Raw genomic sequence first — 15,966 nt, forward strand, 5'->3', positions numbered from 1 at the left:
TATTCTTAATTATGGGTGTTTTATATATTTTTTCTAGTTCCAACATCACTATCTCTAGTATCACTATAAAGTTTCAACAAGTTTTTAATTTTCTTTGAATATTTTGGATTGTTTATTTGATTAAATTCTTCGTGTTCCCAAATATTATTTTTCAAATCGAATAATGCTATTGGCGTTCTAGTTTTATCAGTCTTGTCTTTTTTATCAAACTGAATAATAAGCTTCCAACCATCTTTTACAATCATTCCTTCTTTACCTGAACCACCTTGAATAATTACAAACGGTCTAGTCTTCGCTTTTTTAGGTTGATTTAATACAGGTACTAAATTATAAGAATCCAATGCTTGTCCATTCTCAATATTTACTTCTGAAATTGCAGCAATAGTTGCCATAATATCAGTTCCTAAAACTGCTTGATTCGCTTTTGTATTTCCCTTAATTTTATTTGGCCAAGAAACTATGAATGGCACTCTACTTCCACCTTCATAAGGATCGTTTTTACAACCTCTGTAAATATCGCTTGGTTCGTGTCTAGCATTCCAAGTTCCACCATCTGTATGTAAACCTCCATTATCTGAAGTAAAAATAAACACCGTATTTTCATAAATACCTTGCTTTTTTAATTCGTCAATCATCATTTTCATTTGAATATCCAATTCCTTAACCATATCCAAGTGCTTTGAAGGTGTTGTACCTTTAATTTTTACACCATCAAGTTCTTCTGGTGCCATATGTGGCGTATGTACAGCCTGTGAACAGTAATACATAAAAAAAGGCTTGTCCTTATTGGCATTTTCTTTAATATAATCAACTGCTTTATTTACAATTAGCGGACCTATTTCACTTGGATTCCATCTAGAATCTCCTAAACCTTCCTTCTTATCTAATTCAAAACCTAAACGATTGCAATAATCTGCATCAATTAAACCGATTAATGATTTTTCATTCAATGGATACCATTCATCATTTTCATAAGCGGCATAAGGTTCATTCTGAATTCCTGAAGGCAACGTAAAACTGTAATCAAAACCATTTTGCATTGGGCCATCAGCAACAATTTTAGTGATATCAACATTTAAGTTCAATGTTTTACCTCTTTTTAATTCATATATCTTTTCAGGATTTGTTTTATCTCTAAATCCAGTTCCTAAATGCCATTTCCCAACAAAAGCTGTATTATAATCTGCCTTTTTCATTAATCTTCCTAACGTTAAAGTTTCAGAAGTAAAAACACTCTGTGCATAACCAGACCAAACACCCCAAGGCAATGGACTTCTAAAATTATAATTACCTGTCATTATTGAATAACGGGAAGTTGCACATAACGATGCCGGTGCGTGAGCATTAGTGAACAGCATACCTCCTTCAGCCAACTTATCAATATTAGGCGTTTCAACAATAATTTTTGGGTTGTGCAACCTTCTATATTTTGAAATATCTCCAACTCCAACATCATCAGCTAATACAACAATAATGTTTGGCTTTTTTGTAACTTTTTTTTGTGCAGAAACAGCACAAACTAGTAGCATTGCACAAATGCTAATTGATATTTTAAATAATTTCATTATTTGTTATTATAATTTTATGAATTTCCCTGATTTTGATTGTAAACTATTATGAACAGAATAAAAATACAACCCTGTTTTTAAGGAAGATAAATCAAATTTCCCTTTAGAAATATTACTAAAATGCATTTGTAATTTACCGTCAAAAGAAAATATTTTTAAGTAGCTATCATTTGTTAAACCACTAATATTTAATTCATTACTTACTGGGTTTGGATAAACTTTATTTCCAAATGACGAAGCAACAATAGTTTCTAAATGCTCACCTTGACAAATAGTTTCAGTTCTAACTTCTAAAATATTTTCACCTTCCACTAAATCCAAATCTAAATTAGATTTTGAAGTGACAATTGTTTTATTGTTTAAGGTTACAAAATATTTTTTTGCTCCATTTAAAGAAATAGAAACTTTATTAGATTCTGTATCTACTTTTGAAGAAACACCCAACTCATCAGGCTCTACAATATTAATAATATAACAAGCTTCATAACCTGGCTTTTCTTCAACCTGAATACAAAGATTATAACTTCCTGATTTCAAATCTTCAAAATTGATTGAATTCGAAAAATCTTCAGTTTTACTAATAGATTCCCCATTCAAAATTGCTTTATAATTTAAAGTTTGATCTGTACTAATTTTAATACTTCCGTTATCACTATCTCTACATGTTTCACTAACACCAATTATTTCAAATTCATCAATTGACAAAGTTGTATCAGGTTCATTTGGATTAGGATCTGTAGCCACATACCAACCACTTCCATAAGTTGACACATAATATTTTCCTGGTACGCTATAATTTATTGCTATATCATTAATTCTATCTGACTGTCCATTTCCTTTATTTATTTTCAGCCAAGATTCTCCTCCATCTTTTGAAAGATATGTTCCAGGGTTTTTATTATCTGTAGCATTATTTCCTAACGTAGAAATTAAAATTGTTTTTGGATCGTAATTAGCTGTTTCAACTCTAAAAACCCAAGGAAAATCAAAAATACGTTCCCAAGTTTCCATTCCATCATTACTAACCCATAAACCACCTTCATTCTCATCCCACCAACTATGTCCTGTAGTAATATAAACCAATCCATCTTTTGAAAAATGAATATCATTCACTCCATATCTACTTAACAAAGCTGCTGCCGAGTCTACTTCCAACCAATTTTCACCTCTATCAACAGATTTAAATAAACCTCCATCTGTACCTTGAATGGTTGCATATAGTATTGAGGAATCATTTGGATCTAAAGCTATAGCAGTTACATCTAATGAGCTTGGCAAACCAGTATTTGGCTTGGTCCAATTTACACCGCCATCAACTGACTTAAATATTCCCCATTCTCCAACAGAATCACCAACATATTGTATTTTACTTGCTTTTTGAGGCACACAGAAATACATATAATCGGGATTGGTTTTATCAATTATAAAACTAATTTGATGTACAGATTGGTCTCCACCTGTATTTGTTGTAGAAGTTGGCCATTCAGGAATTGGAGTTCCTATATGTTCCCAATTAGCACCTGCATCTAAAGATCTATACAGTTTTCCTTTTCCTGCTTGTCTAAAAAATAATGCATAATGTATATTTACATTTGTTGGATGAATTGTATAGCTACTTAATGATTGCTCATCATCTAAAATTTTATAAGAAGTTGCAGCTTGTGCTCCAGTTCGCACTTCATCACCTTCATTATTTGTTACCCACAAGGTGTTTTCACCAGCAGAACAGAATACTTTATCTTCAATTAATTCATGTTGAAAAAATCCATGACCAGGCACATTACTATTTCCAGCTCCAACATAACTTTCTGGAGTTGAAGTTTCTTGATCATCAATATCTACCCACGTGTCGCCGCCATTATAAGACATTAATGAAATTTTTGCCATTTGAGTGTGCAATACTGTACCATCAGCATTGAATTTCATAAAGTTGCACGATTTTCTTTCATATTCATCTCTATTCATCCAATGGCTTAAATACTTAATTGTAACATTACTACCTATTGGATTTCCTCTTCCTTGCCAATAAGCTATATCGCTACCACTATCCCAATTTGTACCATTTCTGAAGGTCACATACCAATTTGCACCTCCATCTTTCGATCTCCAAATTTGTCCAGGTTTAAAATTATTGTCTGATGCATTGGAATACATATTGTTTACATACACGTTATTTGGATCCATTGGATCAACCGTTATGGTATTAAAACGTTGCGTAATACTTGAAGGTAAGGTTGAATATGTTGTTTCAGCTTCGCTACTTGTAATTCCAAAAAAATAAGAAACCGCACCATAGTAACTCTTTTTAACATCATTATTACTGCTAAATTGAGTCATATCTAAAGCAATATTTCCATTTACTTTCTGCCATGTTTCACCTCTATCTGTACTTTTAAAAATTCCTCCTGAAGCATCTTTAATTGAAGTTCCATCTGCTTCCCACATTACACTACTTATTACATAAAAAGTTAAATCGCCTGAAGTTGTATTATGGTGCATTGTAAACGAACGAATCACATCTAAACCATCAACTTCAACATTTTTTCTCACCCAGCTATCTCCACTATCAGTACTTTTATAAAAACCATAATTTGTAGAAGCATATATTGTAGATGAATTTTCTGGATCAATTATAATAGTTTCAACATCGGCTTTTGAATCTAGTCCAGCATTTTTCAATGTCCAGCTAACTCCTTTATCTGTACTTTTCCAAATTTTACCTTCGCTATTATCATCAGTATAGATTCCATGTGGTTCAGCTAAAGGAAATAAAATTCTACCTAAATTTCGCATTCTTCCTGCTCCAACAAACCATATATTTTCATTATTTGGGTCAACGGTTACACAAGACAAATAAGAATCTCCAAATTTATCTTGCAACTCCCATGTTTTTCCTTTATCCGTTGAATGAAAAATTCCTTTATTATTTTCGTCTGTACAAAATCCATAATCTGGGTTTTGCCTTGAAAAATCTAATGAAGTAAAATCACGTGGTCCACGAAGACCTGTGTTATAAGATGGACCATCTTCATCCATCATAGTTTCATAGGTAAATCCTCTATCTGTTGAACGATAAGCATTCCCCATATTAGGAGCAATATATAAAATATCTGAATCGGTTGGGTGCCATTGTGCTCCCTTATTATTCCCACTCATTCCTGGTCCAAATTGCTGCCAAACTATAGATGAGTCAGAATCGACATCTGTTGTTCTTAAAGAATTAAAAAAAGCCGAATTATCTTGAGTTTCTTCAATTAAAAAATCATCAAAATAAAATTCTCCTGTTTCATTGTCATTTGGTCTCATTGAAAATAACACATAACCACCATCATCGTCTAAAGTTGAAGTGAAATTAGCTGAATATTTTACCCAATCTGTACTAGATAAGGTAAAGTTTAGCTGCTCTAATTTAGTTCCATCACTAGAAAATATCTTAATATTTGGCTCCGAATTAGTACCTTGAACTAATGCTTTGTAATAAAATGAAATAGTATAGGTTGCTCCATTTTTCCAATCTATATTTCTTGGTGTCCATAAATTTCCCTTTTGTTCAGCTTGGTTAAACTCCATATGAAAGCCATTGGAACCTTGATATTTTGAAGCTGTATTAATTTCAAAAATAGGTAGACCTGTTCCACTAGTATCTGAATGCCAATCCGTATTCAAATCATTCTCAAACCCGCTACTAAAAACTTGAGCATTTAACATTACGGGAAATAACAATAGAACAATAACAAATTTCAATAAATTAAACACTTTCATTTTTATTTTTTTAATTATGAACTCGCTTTTTATGCTTCAACTTATTTTGTACTAATCACAATTTGAGCTTCTTTTAAAAGCTCTGATTTTGCTATTAGTTTAATTTCTCCTGTGGTTTCTAAAGATTTTAGAACTACTAAACACATTCCATTAAAAACCTTTCTTTTTGGAACTTGAAATGATTCTAACGAAGTTTGATCACCACTTCCAACAGCTGCTAAAACTCCTTGACCTTCAATTTTAAAATTCACTAAATTATTAGCTTCTGGACACATATTTCCATCCTTATCTTCAACTCTAACAGTAATAAAAGACAAATCATTTCCGTCTGCATCAATTTCAGTTCTATCGGCAACTAATGAAATTTTTGCTGGTTTTCCTGCAGTCTTTATTTCTTTAGTTACAACTTGTTTTCCCTTGTTGTATGCTACAACTTTTAAACTTCCTGGTTGATAAGGTACATTCCAAGATAAACGGTATTTAGACTTGTACATTCCTTTTTTATAATCGTGATATTCTGCAGGAATCATTGTAAAATCTTTTCCTTTTACTTTTTTACCATAAGATTTTCCGTTTACAAATAATTCAACCTCTTCACAATTTGTATAAGAATAAACAGGAATTGTTTCTCCTTCTTTACCTTCCCAATTCCAATGTGGTAAAACATGAACCATAGACTCTGTTGTCCATTGACTTTGGTATAAATAATATCTATCTTTTGGAAATCCACATAAATCAACTGGTGCAAAATAAGATGATCGCGATGGCCAATCATCGTTCCAATAACCATGTGTTGAATTATCTCTACCTCCATAAGGCGTTGGTTCTCCAATATAATCAAATCCAGTCCACATAAATTCTCCTAAAGATTTAGGACACTTTTCTTGAGCATCAAATTCAACATCTGGAGGATACGCCCATGGCGGACCAACAATAACATCGTAACTTGAAACATGATTTGTTTCGTGTTTTTCTGTAAATTCAATTGGTAAATGATAAACACCTCGGCTACTTGTTAATGATGAAGTTTCAGAACCATAAATAATCATATCAGGATTTGCCTCTAAAATTTCATTGTAATTTTCTGGCCAATAGTTCATTCCAACTATATCTACATATTCTGCCAATTTATTTTTAAAAGGAGCTGGATAATAGTTAAAGCCTACTGTTGTTGGACGTGTAATATCTTCATCGTGGCAAATATCATTTAATTGTTTTGCTACTTTCCAACCGTCTTTTCTACTTTGCTCTAAAATTTCATTCCCAATACTCCACATTATAACCGATGGATGATTTCGATCTCTCTTAATCATATCACGTAAATCTTTTTCATGCCATTCATCAAAAAACTTGTTATATCCATTTTTAACTTTCCCTAATTTCCATTCGTCAAAAGCTTCAGCAATAACCACAATTCCTAGTTCATCACAAACTTGTAAAATTTCTGGTGATGGTGGATTATGGCTTGTACGCAATGCATTAACACCCATGCTTTGCATAATTTCCATTTGACGTTGTTTGGCTCTATAATTAATAGCTGTTCCTAATGGACCTTGATCATGATGCATACAAACACCATTTAACTCAACTTGATTTCCGTTTAATAAAAACCCTTTGTCTTTATCAAATTCTATTTCTCTTATTCCAAATTTTGTTTCATATTCATCAACTATTTTTTTATTAATTAGTATTGAACTTTTAGCAGTGTATAAAACTGGATTATTAAGATCCCATAAATCAGGATTTTCAACTGTTAAACCAACATTCTCAACTACTTCCCAATTTTTATGAATTGTTATTTTTTTCAAATTTTCAACTACTTGAATTCCTTTTGAGTTTAAAATAATAGTTTTCAATACTACTTCTTCTGATGATTTAGCTGCACTTACTATTTTAGTTTCAATATTAACTTCAGCCTTTGTTTTGTTTATTTTCGGAGTGGTTACATACGTTCCGTATTGTGGAATATGAATTGAATTATTTATTTTTAAACGAACATTTCTATAAATTCCAGCTCCAGAATACCATCTAGCAGCAAGATCTTCAGGAGATAACTGAACCGCAATTACGTTCTTTTCTCCAAACTTAATATGCTTTGTTAAATCTAATTCAAAACCAATATAGCCATAAGGTCTTTCTCCCACAAACTCTCCGTTTAACCAAACTTTAGCATTGTTCATAGCTCCATCAAACTCTATAGAGATTTGTTTCTCACTATATTTATTTTCAATAGTAAAATGTTTTCTGTACCAAGCAACTCCATGAACAGGTAAACCTCCCGTTCTTGCATTGTACTTTTTATCAAACGGACCTTCAATTGCCCAATCATGTGGTAAGTTTAAACTTCTCCAATCGGCATCGTCAAAGTCTATAGATTTTGCTTCTTCAGGTGCTTCCTTTTGAAAAAGCCAATCTTTATTAAAATTTTGATCTGGAATGGATTCCGAATATCTAGTATTACAGGCTTGAAGCATCAAAATTATTCCTAAAAAAAATACTGATTTATATAAATTTAAAAGTTGCATATGGATATTTATAATTCTATTTGTTTTGTTTACTACGTAAATATAACTGTTACCATAACCTTCAAAAAATATTGCGAACAGTATTTCTATTTTATAAACATTTGTTCTACATAAATAGACAATGAACAAGCTTTTGTTTTTTACACTAACCATTTCAATGCGTTTTGCAATTACTTTTAACATAGCAATTACATACGAAATATTTGATTTTATAAAACCATTTGTTATATGATTAAACCCAATAAAATTAATACCAAGCAGTATATATATTTAAGTTTGTAGTAACCTAAATTATAAAAATAATGAATAAATTTTTACTTTTAACATGTCTGATTATTTTAACAAGTTGGCATGCTTTTTCTCAAAACCCATTGGTAACACATATGTTCACAGCAGATCCAACTGCACGTGTATTTAATAACAAACTTTATGTTTTTCCTTCAACAGATATTGTGTGTGAAGAAGGGAAAAGCCAAAATGGCTTTTGTATGCCATCTTATAATGTTTTTTCAACTGAAGATTTAACAACATGGACAGATCATGGTTTAATAATTGATCAAACTGATGTGCCTTGGGGAAAGAAAGATGGTTTTGGAATGTGGGCTCCAGATTGTGTTGAAAAAGATGGAATATACTACTATTTTTTCCCAGCTCCACCGGAAGATGGAAAAGGATTTAGAAGAATTGGAGTTGCAACTGCCACTTCTCCTGAAGGCCCTTACACACTGGAAGACAATTATATTCAAGGTGTTGAAGGTATTGATCCAAATGTTTTAATAGATGATGATGGAAGAGCATATTTATATTATGGCGGTGGTGAAAATTTAAAAGCTGTAGAACTTAATGCTGATATGAAATCCATAAAAGGTAAGCCAAAAACCATTGAAAAATTACCAACTCGGTATAAAGAAGGTTCTTTTGTTTTTAAAAAAAATGGAATCTATTATTTTACATTTCCTCATGATCAATCTGGTTCTGAAGAAATCTCATATGCTACTGGTAAAAATCCCATGGGACCTTTTGAATATCAAGGTATAATAATGGATCGTTTTAAAGATGGAATTTGGACAAATCACCATTCTATTGTTGAATACAAAAAACAATGGTTTATTTTTTACCATCATCATGATATTTCAAACAATCAACACTTACGATCAATGAGAGCTGATAGTTTATTCTTCGACAATAAAGGAGCAATATTAAAAAAAGAAGCAACTTTAAGAGGAATTGGAATCACAAAAATTGATAAACCTATTCAAATCGATCGCTATTCAAAAGCACATAATTTAAAAGTGAACAGACTTAAATATGCTGATGTTGTTGGATGGCAATTAGACTATATAAAAAATGGTTCATATGTTACTTACAATTCAGTTGATTTTGGAAATGGAACCGCAAAAAATGTAATTTTAAAAGCTTCTTCTGGAATGCAAGGAGGAACTGTAAACGTTTTTGTTGCTAATGAATTGATTGCAAAAATTAAAGTTACAAATACAGGAAACTGGGATAATTGGAAAGAATTTAAAGTTCCTTTAGACAAAACAGTTAAAGGAATTCAAAATATTAAACTGGTTTTTGAAGGAAATGATAGTTATCTAATGAATGTTGATTGGATAAAATTTGATTAATTTTTCTTAAAAAGCTATATAAAAAAAGGGTGAAATTAATTTCACCCTTTTTTACTTTAAAATTTAAAAATTTACTTTTCAAACTCTTTTTTCTTCGCCAACAAAATATGATCACAAACCAGCACTAACTCATCTCGTTGGTTAAATATTTCTACGTGCTCATTTACATGCCCTAATTCCGGACGTTTAGATTCTTTTTTCTCGCTTATTGTAACAACAACTCTAATAGTATCATTAATATAAACTGGCTTCACAAAACGCAGTCTATCATACCCTTTAGAAAAAGCTTCTGGGTTAATTTCCGTCGCAGTCATTCCAATTCCAACAGCAAAAGTTAATGTTCCGTGTGCAATTCTTTGCTTAAACGGTTGTGTTGCACACCATTCAGCATCCATATGATGTGGAAAATAATCTCCTGTATGTCCCGCGTGAACCACAAAATCTGTTTCTGTAATAGTTCTTCCTAATGTTTCACGTTTATGACCTAACTCATAATCTTCAAAAAATTGTGATTTTATATGCATAATAATTTTTTATTAAATATTGTAATTTGGAGGTACTCCTCCATCATTATTCGATTCGTAAGCTGCTTCAACAATTGCCATTGAGTGCACCACATCTTCAACACTTGTTGGTAATTCATCTGTTGAACCTTCAACATAACGCATTAACGACGCCATTGTACCAACAAAAGCATCTGGGAACCAAGAGCCTTCTAGTTCAACCTCAACCCATTTTGGCTCTTCACCTTCTTTAACAATACAATATTGAAATAAATCTGGTTTTCCATTCGGGTAATCTAGTAGCAATCCTATTCTAGCTTTTATTGCTCCTTTTGTTCCTTCCCACTTCACAAAACTTTCTTGATTTTTCTCACCAAAATTATGATCGTGATTGGTATTGATAACCGCTCTCATACTATCGCTATAATCCATAATAGTTGTTGTACGCGTAGACGACATAGGTTTTGCAGGATGTTTTAAAGTTTTTGAATACACTTTGCATGGATTCCCTAAAAACGAACGAATTAAATCTATATAATGAATACTATGTTGTTGAATTTCTAAACGTGGATGATTTACCACATTTGGAAAATATTCCCAAGGTGTGTATAAACATAAACGAACTTCAAAATCGTATAATTCACCTATTAAGCCTTGCTCAATTAAATACTTTGCAGCCATCACATACGGCGCATAACGCATTTGACAATTAATTGCTGCTTTCAATTTTTTTCTACGACAAACTTCTAAAATAGCTAATGTTTGTTGGTAATCATCGCCCATTGGTTTTTGAATTAAAACCGCTGCTTCATCTGGCAATAGCTCTAACGACGCTACAAACTGATTTGGCATTAATGTTAAATCGAAAACTGCATTTTCTGGAGCCGCTGCAACCATTTCTTCAACAGTATCATACACATTTGGAATGTTAAATGATGCTGCTAAATCTTCAGCTCTTTTTTTTGTTCTGTTAGTAATTCCTTCAACCATAAAACCAGCATTTTTATAAGCTGGTAAATGTGCATCACGAACAATTCCTCCTGCTCCAATTATATAAATTGGACGTTTTTCTTTTGGTAATTCTGGTTTGTATTTTAATTCCATCATTATATATATTCAATACGATTTACTTCTTGTTGAGCATTGTCTAAAATTTCTTTTATGTCTTTTGAAGTATTTATAACTTCCAACACTAACTGATCTATAACATCAGCAATTTCAGACCAATTGCTTTTTCTAGGAAGTGATCGTGTTTTTTTATGTAATTCTTCTAATTTGTGATAATAAGGTACTTCAGTATTTACATCTTCATCGTGCCAAGTAGATTTTCTACAACCTATTGCTCCTTCTAATGTTAGCAATTTATCGTTTGCTTCATTAACCGCAAATTTGATAAATTCATACGCCAAGTCTTTGTGCTCACTACCTGTTCCAATTACGTACATCCAATAAGCATTTAATGAAGTTCCTTCACCAGTTGGACCAGCAGGCACATTCGCTATGTCTACTTTTCCTTTTACTTTTGAATCTTCTAAAAACTCACACATTGATGCAAAACCAAACCAGTTTACCATCATTGCTAAATTTCCATTAGCAAAGGCTAAACCAGATTTTACTGAATCAAAATCACGTGACTCTGGATGGATGGCATTACTATTTTTCAATGCTTTTCTATAAAACTCCATTCCTTCCACAGCTGCTTCAGAATTTAATTTTATGTTTTTGTTTTCATCAAACAATTCACCATTACGAGTCCATAATTGCAAACAGAAATCAAATACTGTGTTGTGTCCATCAGGAAATGCAGCGAATGTAGTTCCGTATAAATCTTGCTCTGGTCTATTGAAAAATTCAGCTACTTGCATTAAATCATCCCAAGTTTTTGGAATTTCTAATGGTTTGCCATATGTAGCATAAAAAGCAACACCTTCTTCAACAGATTCAAACAAATCTTTTCTATAAATTAAACATTCTGGTCCATCGTGAAACGGTAAACCAACTGTTTTATTTTCAAATTCTTGCTTGTATAATAATGATTTAGACCATCCATTTGGAAAATCCTGCGGCGCATCTTTTTCTATATAAGAAGTTAAATCTTCTACTGAATTTGAAGCATACGCCTCTGTAATCCAGTCGGTATTAATTAGTGAAACATCCCAAGTTCCATTTTTTAGACCATCTTCTTTTAAAATAGTATCGTATAGCGGATGTAAATCAAGTGGAACTGCCTCCAACTCTAATGTACACCCCGTTTTTTCACAGAATAACTTCCATATTTTATCTATTGCACTTTCAAATGCATCAAATTTACGTACTGCTATTCTAAATTTTTGCTTCATTCCTTTTTATAATTAATTCCTCATTATTAACAATAACTAATCCGTCATTCTGAATATATTTACCCTTCTATTTCTTATTTAACAATAAGGAACGTGCTAATTTATAATTTCAGAATCTACCTTCTTGCACTCAATTTTGATGAGACCCTGAAACAAGTTCAGGGTGACGTTAGTTAATACGCTTCCTATTCTTCAATTAATTCTTTAACAATTGAATTTGTGTGTTCGCCTAAAGCCGGAGAACCTAATGATGAAGTTAAATACTCTCCATCAATTTTTATTGGACAACGTGTTGTTTTATATTCATAACCATCACCCATTTTCACATCTTGAATCATATCTAACACTTTAAATCCATCGTGCTCAAATAACACATCCCAAGTCATTACATTAGCGCACCAGATATCTGCTGGTTCTAATATAGAAAGCCAATGTTCAGTAGTGTTTTTCATTAAAGTTGAAGCTAAAATTTCTTTAATTTCATTTCTTTCAGTATACCACGTTTGAAAATCTTTATACTTCAATAATTCATCTGCACTTAACAACTCACCTAGAAAAGGAATAGAACCCATAGCTAAAGCTAAATAACCATTTTTTGTTTGATAAACTCCATATGGTGCACCTAAATAAGCGTGTGCACTATTACTTTTTGGGCGCACTGTTGGCGCTCCTCCATCGTGATAAAAAGTGGTAATGGATTCAAACTGAAAATCAATGATAGATTCCATCATACTTACCGAAACTTTGGTTCCTTCTCCTGTTTTTAGTCTTTTATATATAGATGCTAATATTCCTTGTGTTAAATTTGCGCCAGATAAAATATCTACTATCGCTAACCCAATTGGAGTTGGATCTCCTTCATTTCCGTTCAACCACGTAACTCCTGATAAAGATTGAACCAATAAATCTTGTCCTGGTTTAGATTTCCAAGGACCTTCTTTTCCGTACCCTGAAATTTCACCATAAATTAATGATGGATTTATTTTCTGAAGAGTTTCATAATCAAAACCTAATCGCTCAATAACTCCTGGACGGAAATTATGAACAAAAACATCAGCTTTTTCAATTAATTTATAAACTTGCTCTTTATCTGCTTCAATTTTTAAATCAGCTTGAAAGCTTTCTTTATTTCTGTTAATGGCTCTAAAAATACTAGACTCACCATTCAAATTAACATTTGAAACATATAACTGTCTACAAATATCCCCTGTATCAGGTCGCTCTACTTTTATAACTCTTGCGCCTAAATCTGCCAAACGCAATGTTGATGAAGGTGCAGATAAAAACTGACTAAAATCAACTACTAATATATCTTCTAACGGTTTCATCTTTTACAAATTAAATTCTTTAATAATTGCTTCAGTATGTTGACCAACACGTGGTGCAGGTTTTGGACTGTACACACGCTCATCATTCAATCTAATTGGACAACGTGTTGTATGTACTTCTTCTCCCGACAACAAATTCAGTTTTTGATCCATTTTTAATACCTGATATCCTTTGTGATCTAACAATTGTTTGTAAGTATATAAATCTGAACACCAAATTCCATTTGATTCTAAAATTTCTAGCCATTCAGAAGTGTTTTTTTCAATTAAAAACGTTCTTAAAATTGTCATAATATCTTCACGATTTGTAAACCAAGATTCAGGATTCGTATATTTTAAAAGAGCTTTACAATTTAAAGCTTCTCCCAATTTTAACACTGAACCCATAGCAATAGAAATATATCCATCTTTTGTTTTATAAACGCCATAAGGAGCACCTAAAGCTGGGTTTGCAGAACCTCTTTCGGCTCTTTTAGGAATTTTATTCCCATCATTTAAATATGTTGTTAAATACTCGAACTGAAGATCTAACGTAGACTCTAATAAACTAACCTCTACCCAAGCACCTTTATTTGTTTTTTCCCTTTTAATTAATGAAGCCAATACTCCCTGAACCAAATGAGTTCCCGTAATAATGTCTGAAACTGCTGCACCAACAGGAGTTGGATTGTCGTTTTTATTTCCAGAAAGATTAGCAAAACCAGACATACATTGTACTAACAAATCTTGTCCCGGTTTTTTTACCCAAACACCTTCAGTTCCATAACCTGTTACAGTTGCATAAACCAATCTTGGATTAATTTTTTGGACAGTTTTGTAATCTAACCCTATTTTTTCCATAACTCCTGGACGGAAATTGTGAGTAATTACATCTGCCTTTTCAATTAGTTTTTTTACACGTTCTAAATCTTCAGAATCTTTCAAATTTGCTTCATAAGATTCTTTGTTTCTATTTGCTGTGTGAAATACTAAACTACTTCCATCTAAAAATAGATTTTTTAAAGCAATTTTTCTTCCTGCTTCACCACTTCCTGGTCTTTCAATTTTAATAACTCTAGCACCCAAATCTGCCATTCGCAAACCTGCTGACGGTCCAGCCATAAATTGACTAAATTCAAGTACTGTAATTCCTTCTAAAGGTCTCATATTTTTAAATATCTAATGATTTTATATACAATTCATTCAATTGAGAAAGCAATGCTTTTTCATCTCCACCATTCATCATATATTCTCTAATTGGCGCTCCTGCTCTATCTTGAAAATACATATGCCCGTTATATCTTGGACGTAAAAATGATCTGTCTAAACCTGGCAACGTATTTTTAAAGAAATTAGCTGTTAAGCTGTTTGTGTGTTCATCTAACCAAGCTTTTCTGTGTCCTGGCTGACCTCCATTATCGAAAAACAAAGTTTTTTGACATTCTTCAGAACCAACATACTCAACATATTTCATTACAGTGTCAATTTCTTTTGTTTGTGCTGAAACTGCTAAACCTGTTCCTCCTAAAGTTGAAATAGCACCAACACCATTAATTTCAACCATATCGTGGAAATGTAATAATTTACGTGCGTACCCATTTCTACTGTAATTTGTATATCCATACGCCCAAGGACAGTATGCATATTTATCAGTTTGCGTCATAGCTTCGTACACTTTAATTGGATTCCAATCGAAAATTGCTGGATCCATTTCAACAGCTAATTCACGTAACATTTTTAACGCTTTTATTCCTATCTCCTCGCTTACAACGTGTTCTTTTGAAGTACAAACTTCTTCACCTAAATTACAACACATCATATAAAAATTCATCAAAGTATCTTGAGGAATTCCAGGCATAATAACCAATCCTTTTTTAGCCAACGCTAATAAATCGTCATATGTTTTTGGTAATTCTAATCCATTTTCTTCTAAAATATCAGGACGAGATGATGCTACTGGAGTTGCTGCATCTACGGCCAATGCCCATTGATGTCCGTTTGAAGAATAACTTTCGTGAGAGCGTCCAACAGAATTCTCTTCTAAATCTTTCATAAAAGCTTTAGGAAGATATTCATCTAAAGGTAAAATAACATTGTTTTTACCAGCAAAACCAGCCCAAGGGTGATCTATAATTAATAAATCATATCTTTTTGCTAACTCATTAATTGGTTCATCTGCAAATGCTTGCAATGATCTTTTTTCCCAAGTAATATCTACATTCGGATTTAATTCTGAAAAACGTTGTGCTGTTGCAACCATTGAAGTAAATCCACGACTATGATTCCAAGTAATTCCTTTTAATTGTATTCTTTTTGTACTCATTATACTATCCT

The 15,966-nt window shown here is 32.2% G+C and carries 10 protein-coding genes; 1 reads left to right on the forward strand and 9 read right to left on the reverse strand.

The annotated features are described in order from the left end of the window. Nucleotides 1-20: 20 nt before the first annotated feature. Genes R3X25_RS01405 through galB form a run of 3 tightly spaced genes read right to left on the reverse strand, consistent with a single transcriptional unit; the run spans nt 21 to nt 7,804 of the window. Nucleotides 21-1,565, reverse strand: coding sequence for an arylsulfatase (locus R3X25_RS01405; protein ID WP_317671117.1), 1,545 nt, complete (start codon nt 1,563-1,565; stop codon nt 21-23). 9 nt (nt 1,566-1,574) lie between these two features. Further along, nucleotides 1,575-5,330 carry a T9SS type A sorting domain-containing protein gene (locus R3X25_RS01410; protein ID WP_317671119.1) on the reverse strand — a complete coding sequence of 1,252 codons (3,756 nt, stop codon included), beginning with the start codon at nt 5,328-5,330 and terminating at the stop codon, nt 1,575-1,577. A gap of 41 nt (nt 5,331-5,371) precedes the next feature. Then, a complete protein-coding gene (gene galB / locus R3X25_RS01415; protein WP_317671121.1) occupies nt 5,372-7,804 on the reverse strand; it encodes a beta-galactosidase GalB in 2,433 nt (810 codons plus the stop codon). Nucleotides 7,805-8,157: 353 nt separating this feature from the next. Here galB and R3X25_RS01420 point away from each other — a divergent pair, with 353 nt between their 5' ends. Continuing rightward, on the forward strand, nt 8,158-9,483 hold the full coding sequence (locus R3X25_RS01420) for a family 43 glycosylhydrolase (RefSeq protein ID WP_317671123.1): 1,326 nt from the start codon (nt 8,158-8,160) through the stop codon (nt 9,481-9,483). 71 nt (nt 9,484-9,554) lie between these two features. Here R3X25_RS01420 and R3X25_RS01425 read toward each other — a convergent pair whose 3' ends face one another. The 6 genes from R3X25_RS01425 to R3X25_RS01450 form a co-directional block, all read right to left on the reverse strand. Then, nucleotides 9,555-10,007 carry a MaoC family dehydratase gene (locus R3X25_RS01425; RefSeq protein WP_317671126.1) on the reverse strand — a complete coding sequence of 151 codons (453 nt, stop codon included), beginning with the start codon at nt 10,005-10,007 and terminating at the stop codon, nt 9,555-9,557. A gap of 12 nt (nt 10,008-10,019) precedes the next feature. Then, entirely contained in the window at nt 10,020-11,093 is a 1,074-nt protein-coding gene (locus tag R3X25_RS01430) for a Gfo/Idh/MocA family oxidoreductase (protein WP_317671128.1), read from the reverse strand. Beyond that, on the reverse strand, nt 11,093-12,325 hold the full coding sequence (locus R3X25_RS01435) for a sugar ABC transporter substrate-binding protein (protein WP_317671130.1): 1,233 nt from the start codon (nt 12,323-12,325) through the stop codon (nt 11,093-11,095). Before R3X25_RS01435 ends, R3X25_RS01430 begins: the two co-directional genes overlap by 1 nt. A 185-nt stretch (nt 12,326-12,510) precedes the next feature. Continuing rightward, nucleotides 12,511-13,653, reverse strand: coding sequence for a CaiB/BaiF CoA-transferase family protein (locus R3X25_RS01440; RefSeq protein ID WP_317671132.1), 1,143 nt, complete (start codon nt 13,651-13,653; stop codon nt 12,511-12,513). A 3-nt stretch (nt 13,654-13,656) separates the two neighbouring features. Beyond that, on the reverse strand, nt 13,657-14,799 hold the full coding sequence (locus R3X25_RS01445; protein WP_317671134.1) for a CaiB/BaiF CoA-transferase family protein: 1,143 nt from the start codon (nt 14,797-14,799) through the stop codon (nt 13,657-13,659). 4 nt (nt 14,800-14,803) lie between these two features. Further along, nucleotides 14,804-15,955, reverse strand: a complete 1,152-nt coding sequence (locus R3X25_RS01450) for an ABC transporter substrate-binding protein (RefSeq protein WP_317671136.1) — start codon at nt 15,953-15,955, stop codon at nt 14,804-14,806. Nucleotides 15,956-15,966: the final 11 nt, after the last annotated feature.

This window comes from Lutibacter sp. TH_r2 (assembly GCF_033101135.1).
In the GTDB taxonomy this organism is placed as follows: domain Bacteria; phylum Bacteroidota; class Bacteroidia; order Flavobacteriales; family Flavobacteriaceae; genus Lutibacter.

Coding starts and splice junctions, on each gene's coding strand:
- galB (WP_317671121.1), bottom strand. CDS start 7,804: ATGCTTCAAGCCTGTAATACTAGATATTCGGAATCCATTCCAGATCAA.
- R3X25_RS01435 (WP_317671130.1), bottom strand. CDS start 12,325: ATGAAGCAAAAATTTAGAATAGCAGTACGTAAATTTGATGCATTTGAA.
- R3X25_RS01425 (WP_317671126.1), bottom strand. CDS start 10,007: ATGCATATAAAATCACAATTTTTTGAAGATTATGAGTTAGGTCATAAA.
- R3X25_RS01445 (WP_317671134.1), bottom strand. CDS start 14,799: ATGAGACCTTTAGAAGGAATTACAGTACTTGAATTTAGTCAATTTATG.
- R3X25_RS01410 (WP_317671119.1), bottom strand. CDS start 5,330: ATGAAAGTGTTTAATTTATTGAAATTTGTTATTGTTCTATTGTTATTT.
- R3X25_RS01440 (WP_317671132.1), bottom strand. CDS start 13,653: ATGAAACCGTTAGAAGATATATTAGTAGTTGATTTTAGTCAGTTTTTA.
- R3X25_RS01420 (WP_317671123.1), top strand. CDS start 8,158: ATGAATAAATTTTTACTTTTAACATGTCTGATTATTTTAACAAGTTGG.
- R3X25_RS01430 (WP_317671128.1), bottom strand. CDS start 11,093: ATGATGGAATTAAAATACAAACCAGAATTACCAAAAGAAAAACGTCCA.
- R3X25_RS01405 (WP_317671117.1), bottom strand. CDS start 1,565: ATGAAATTATTTAAAATATCAATTAGCATTTGTGCAATGCTACTAGTT.
- R3X25_RS01450 (WP_317671136.1), bottom strand. CDS start 15,955: ATGAGTACAAAAAGAATACAATTAAAAGGAATTACTTGGAATCATAGT.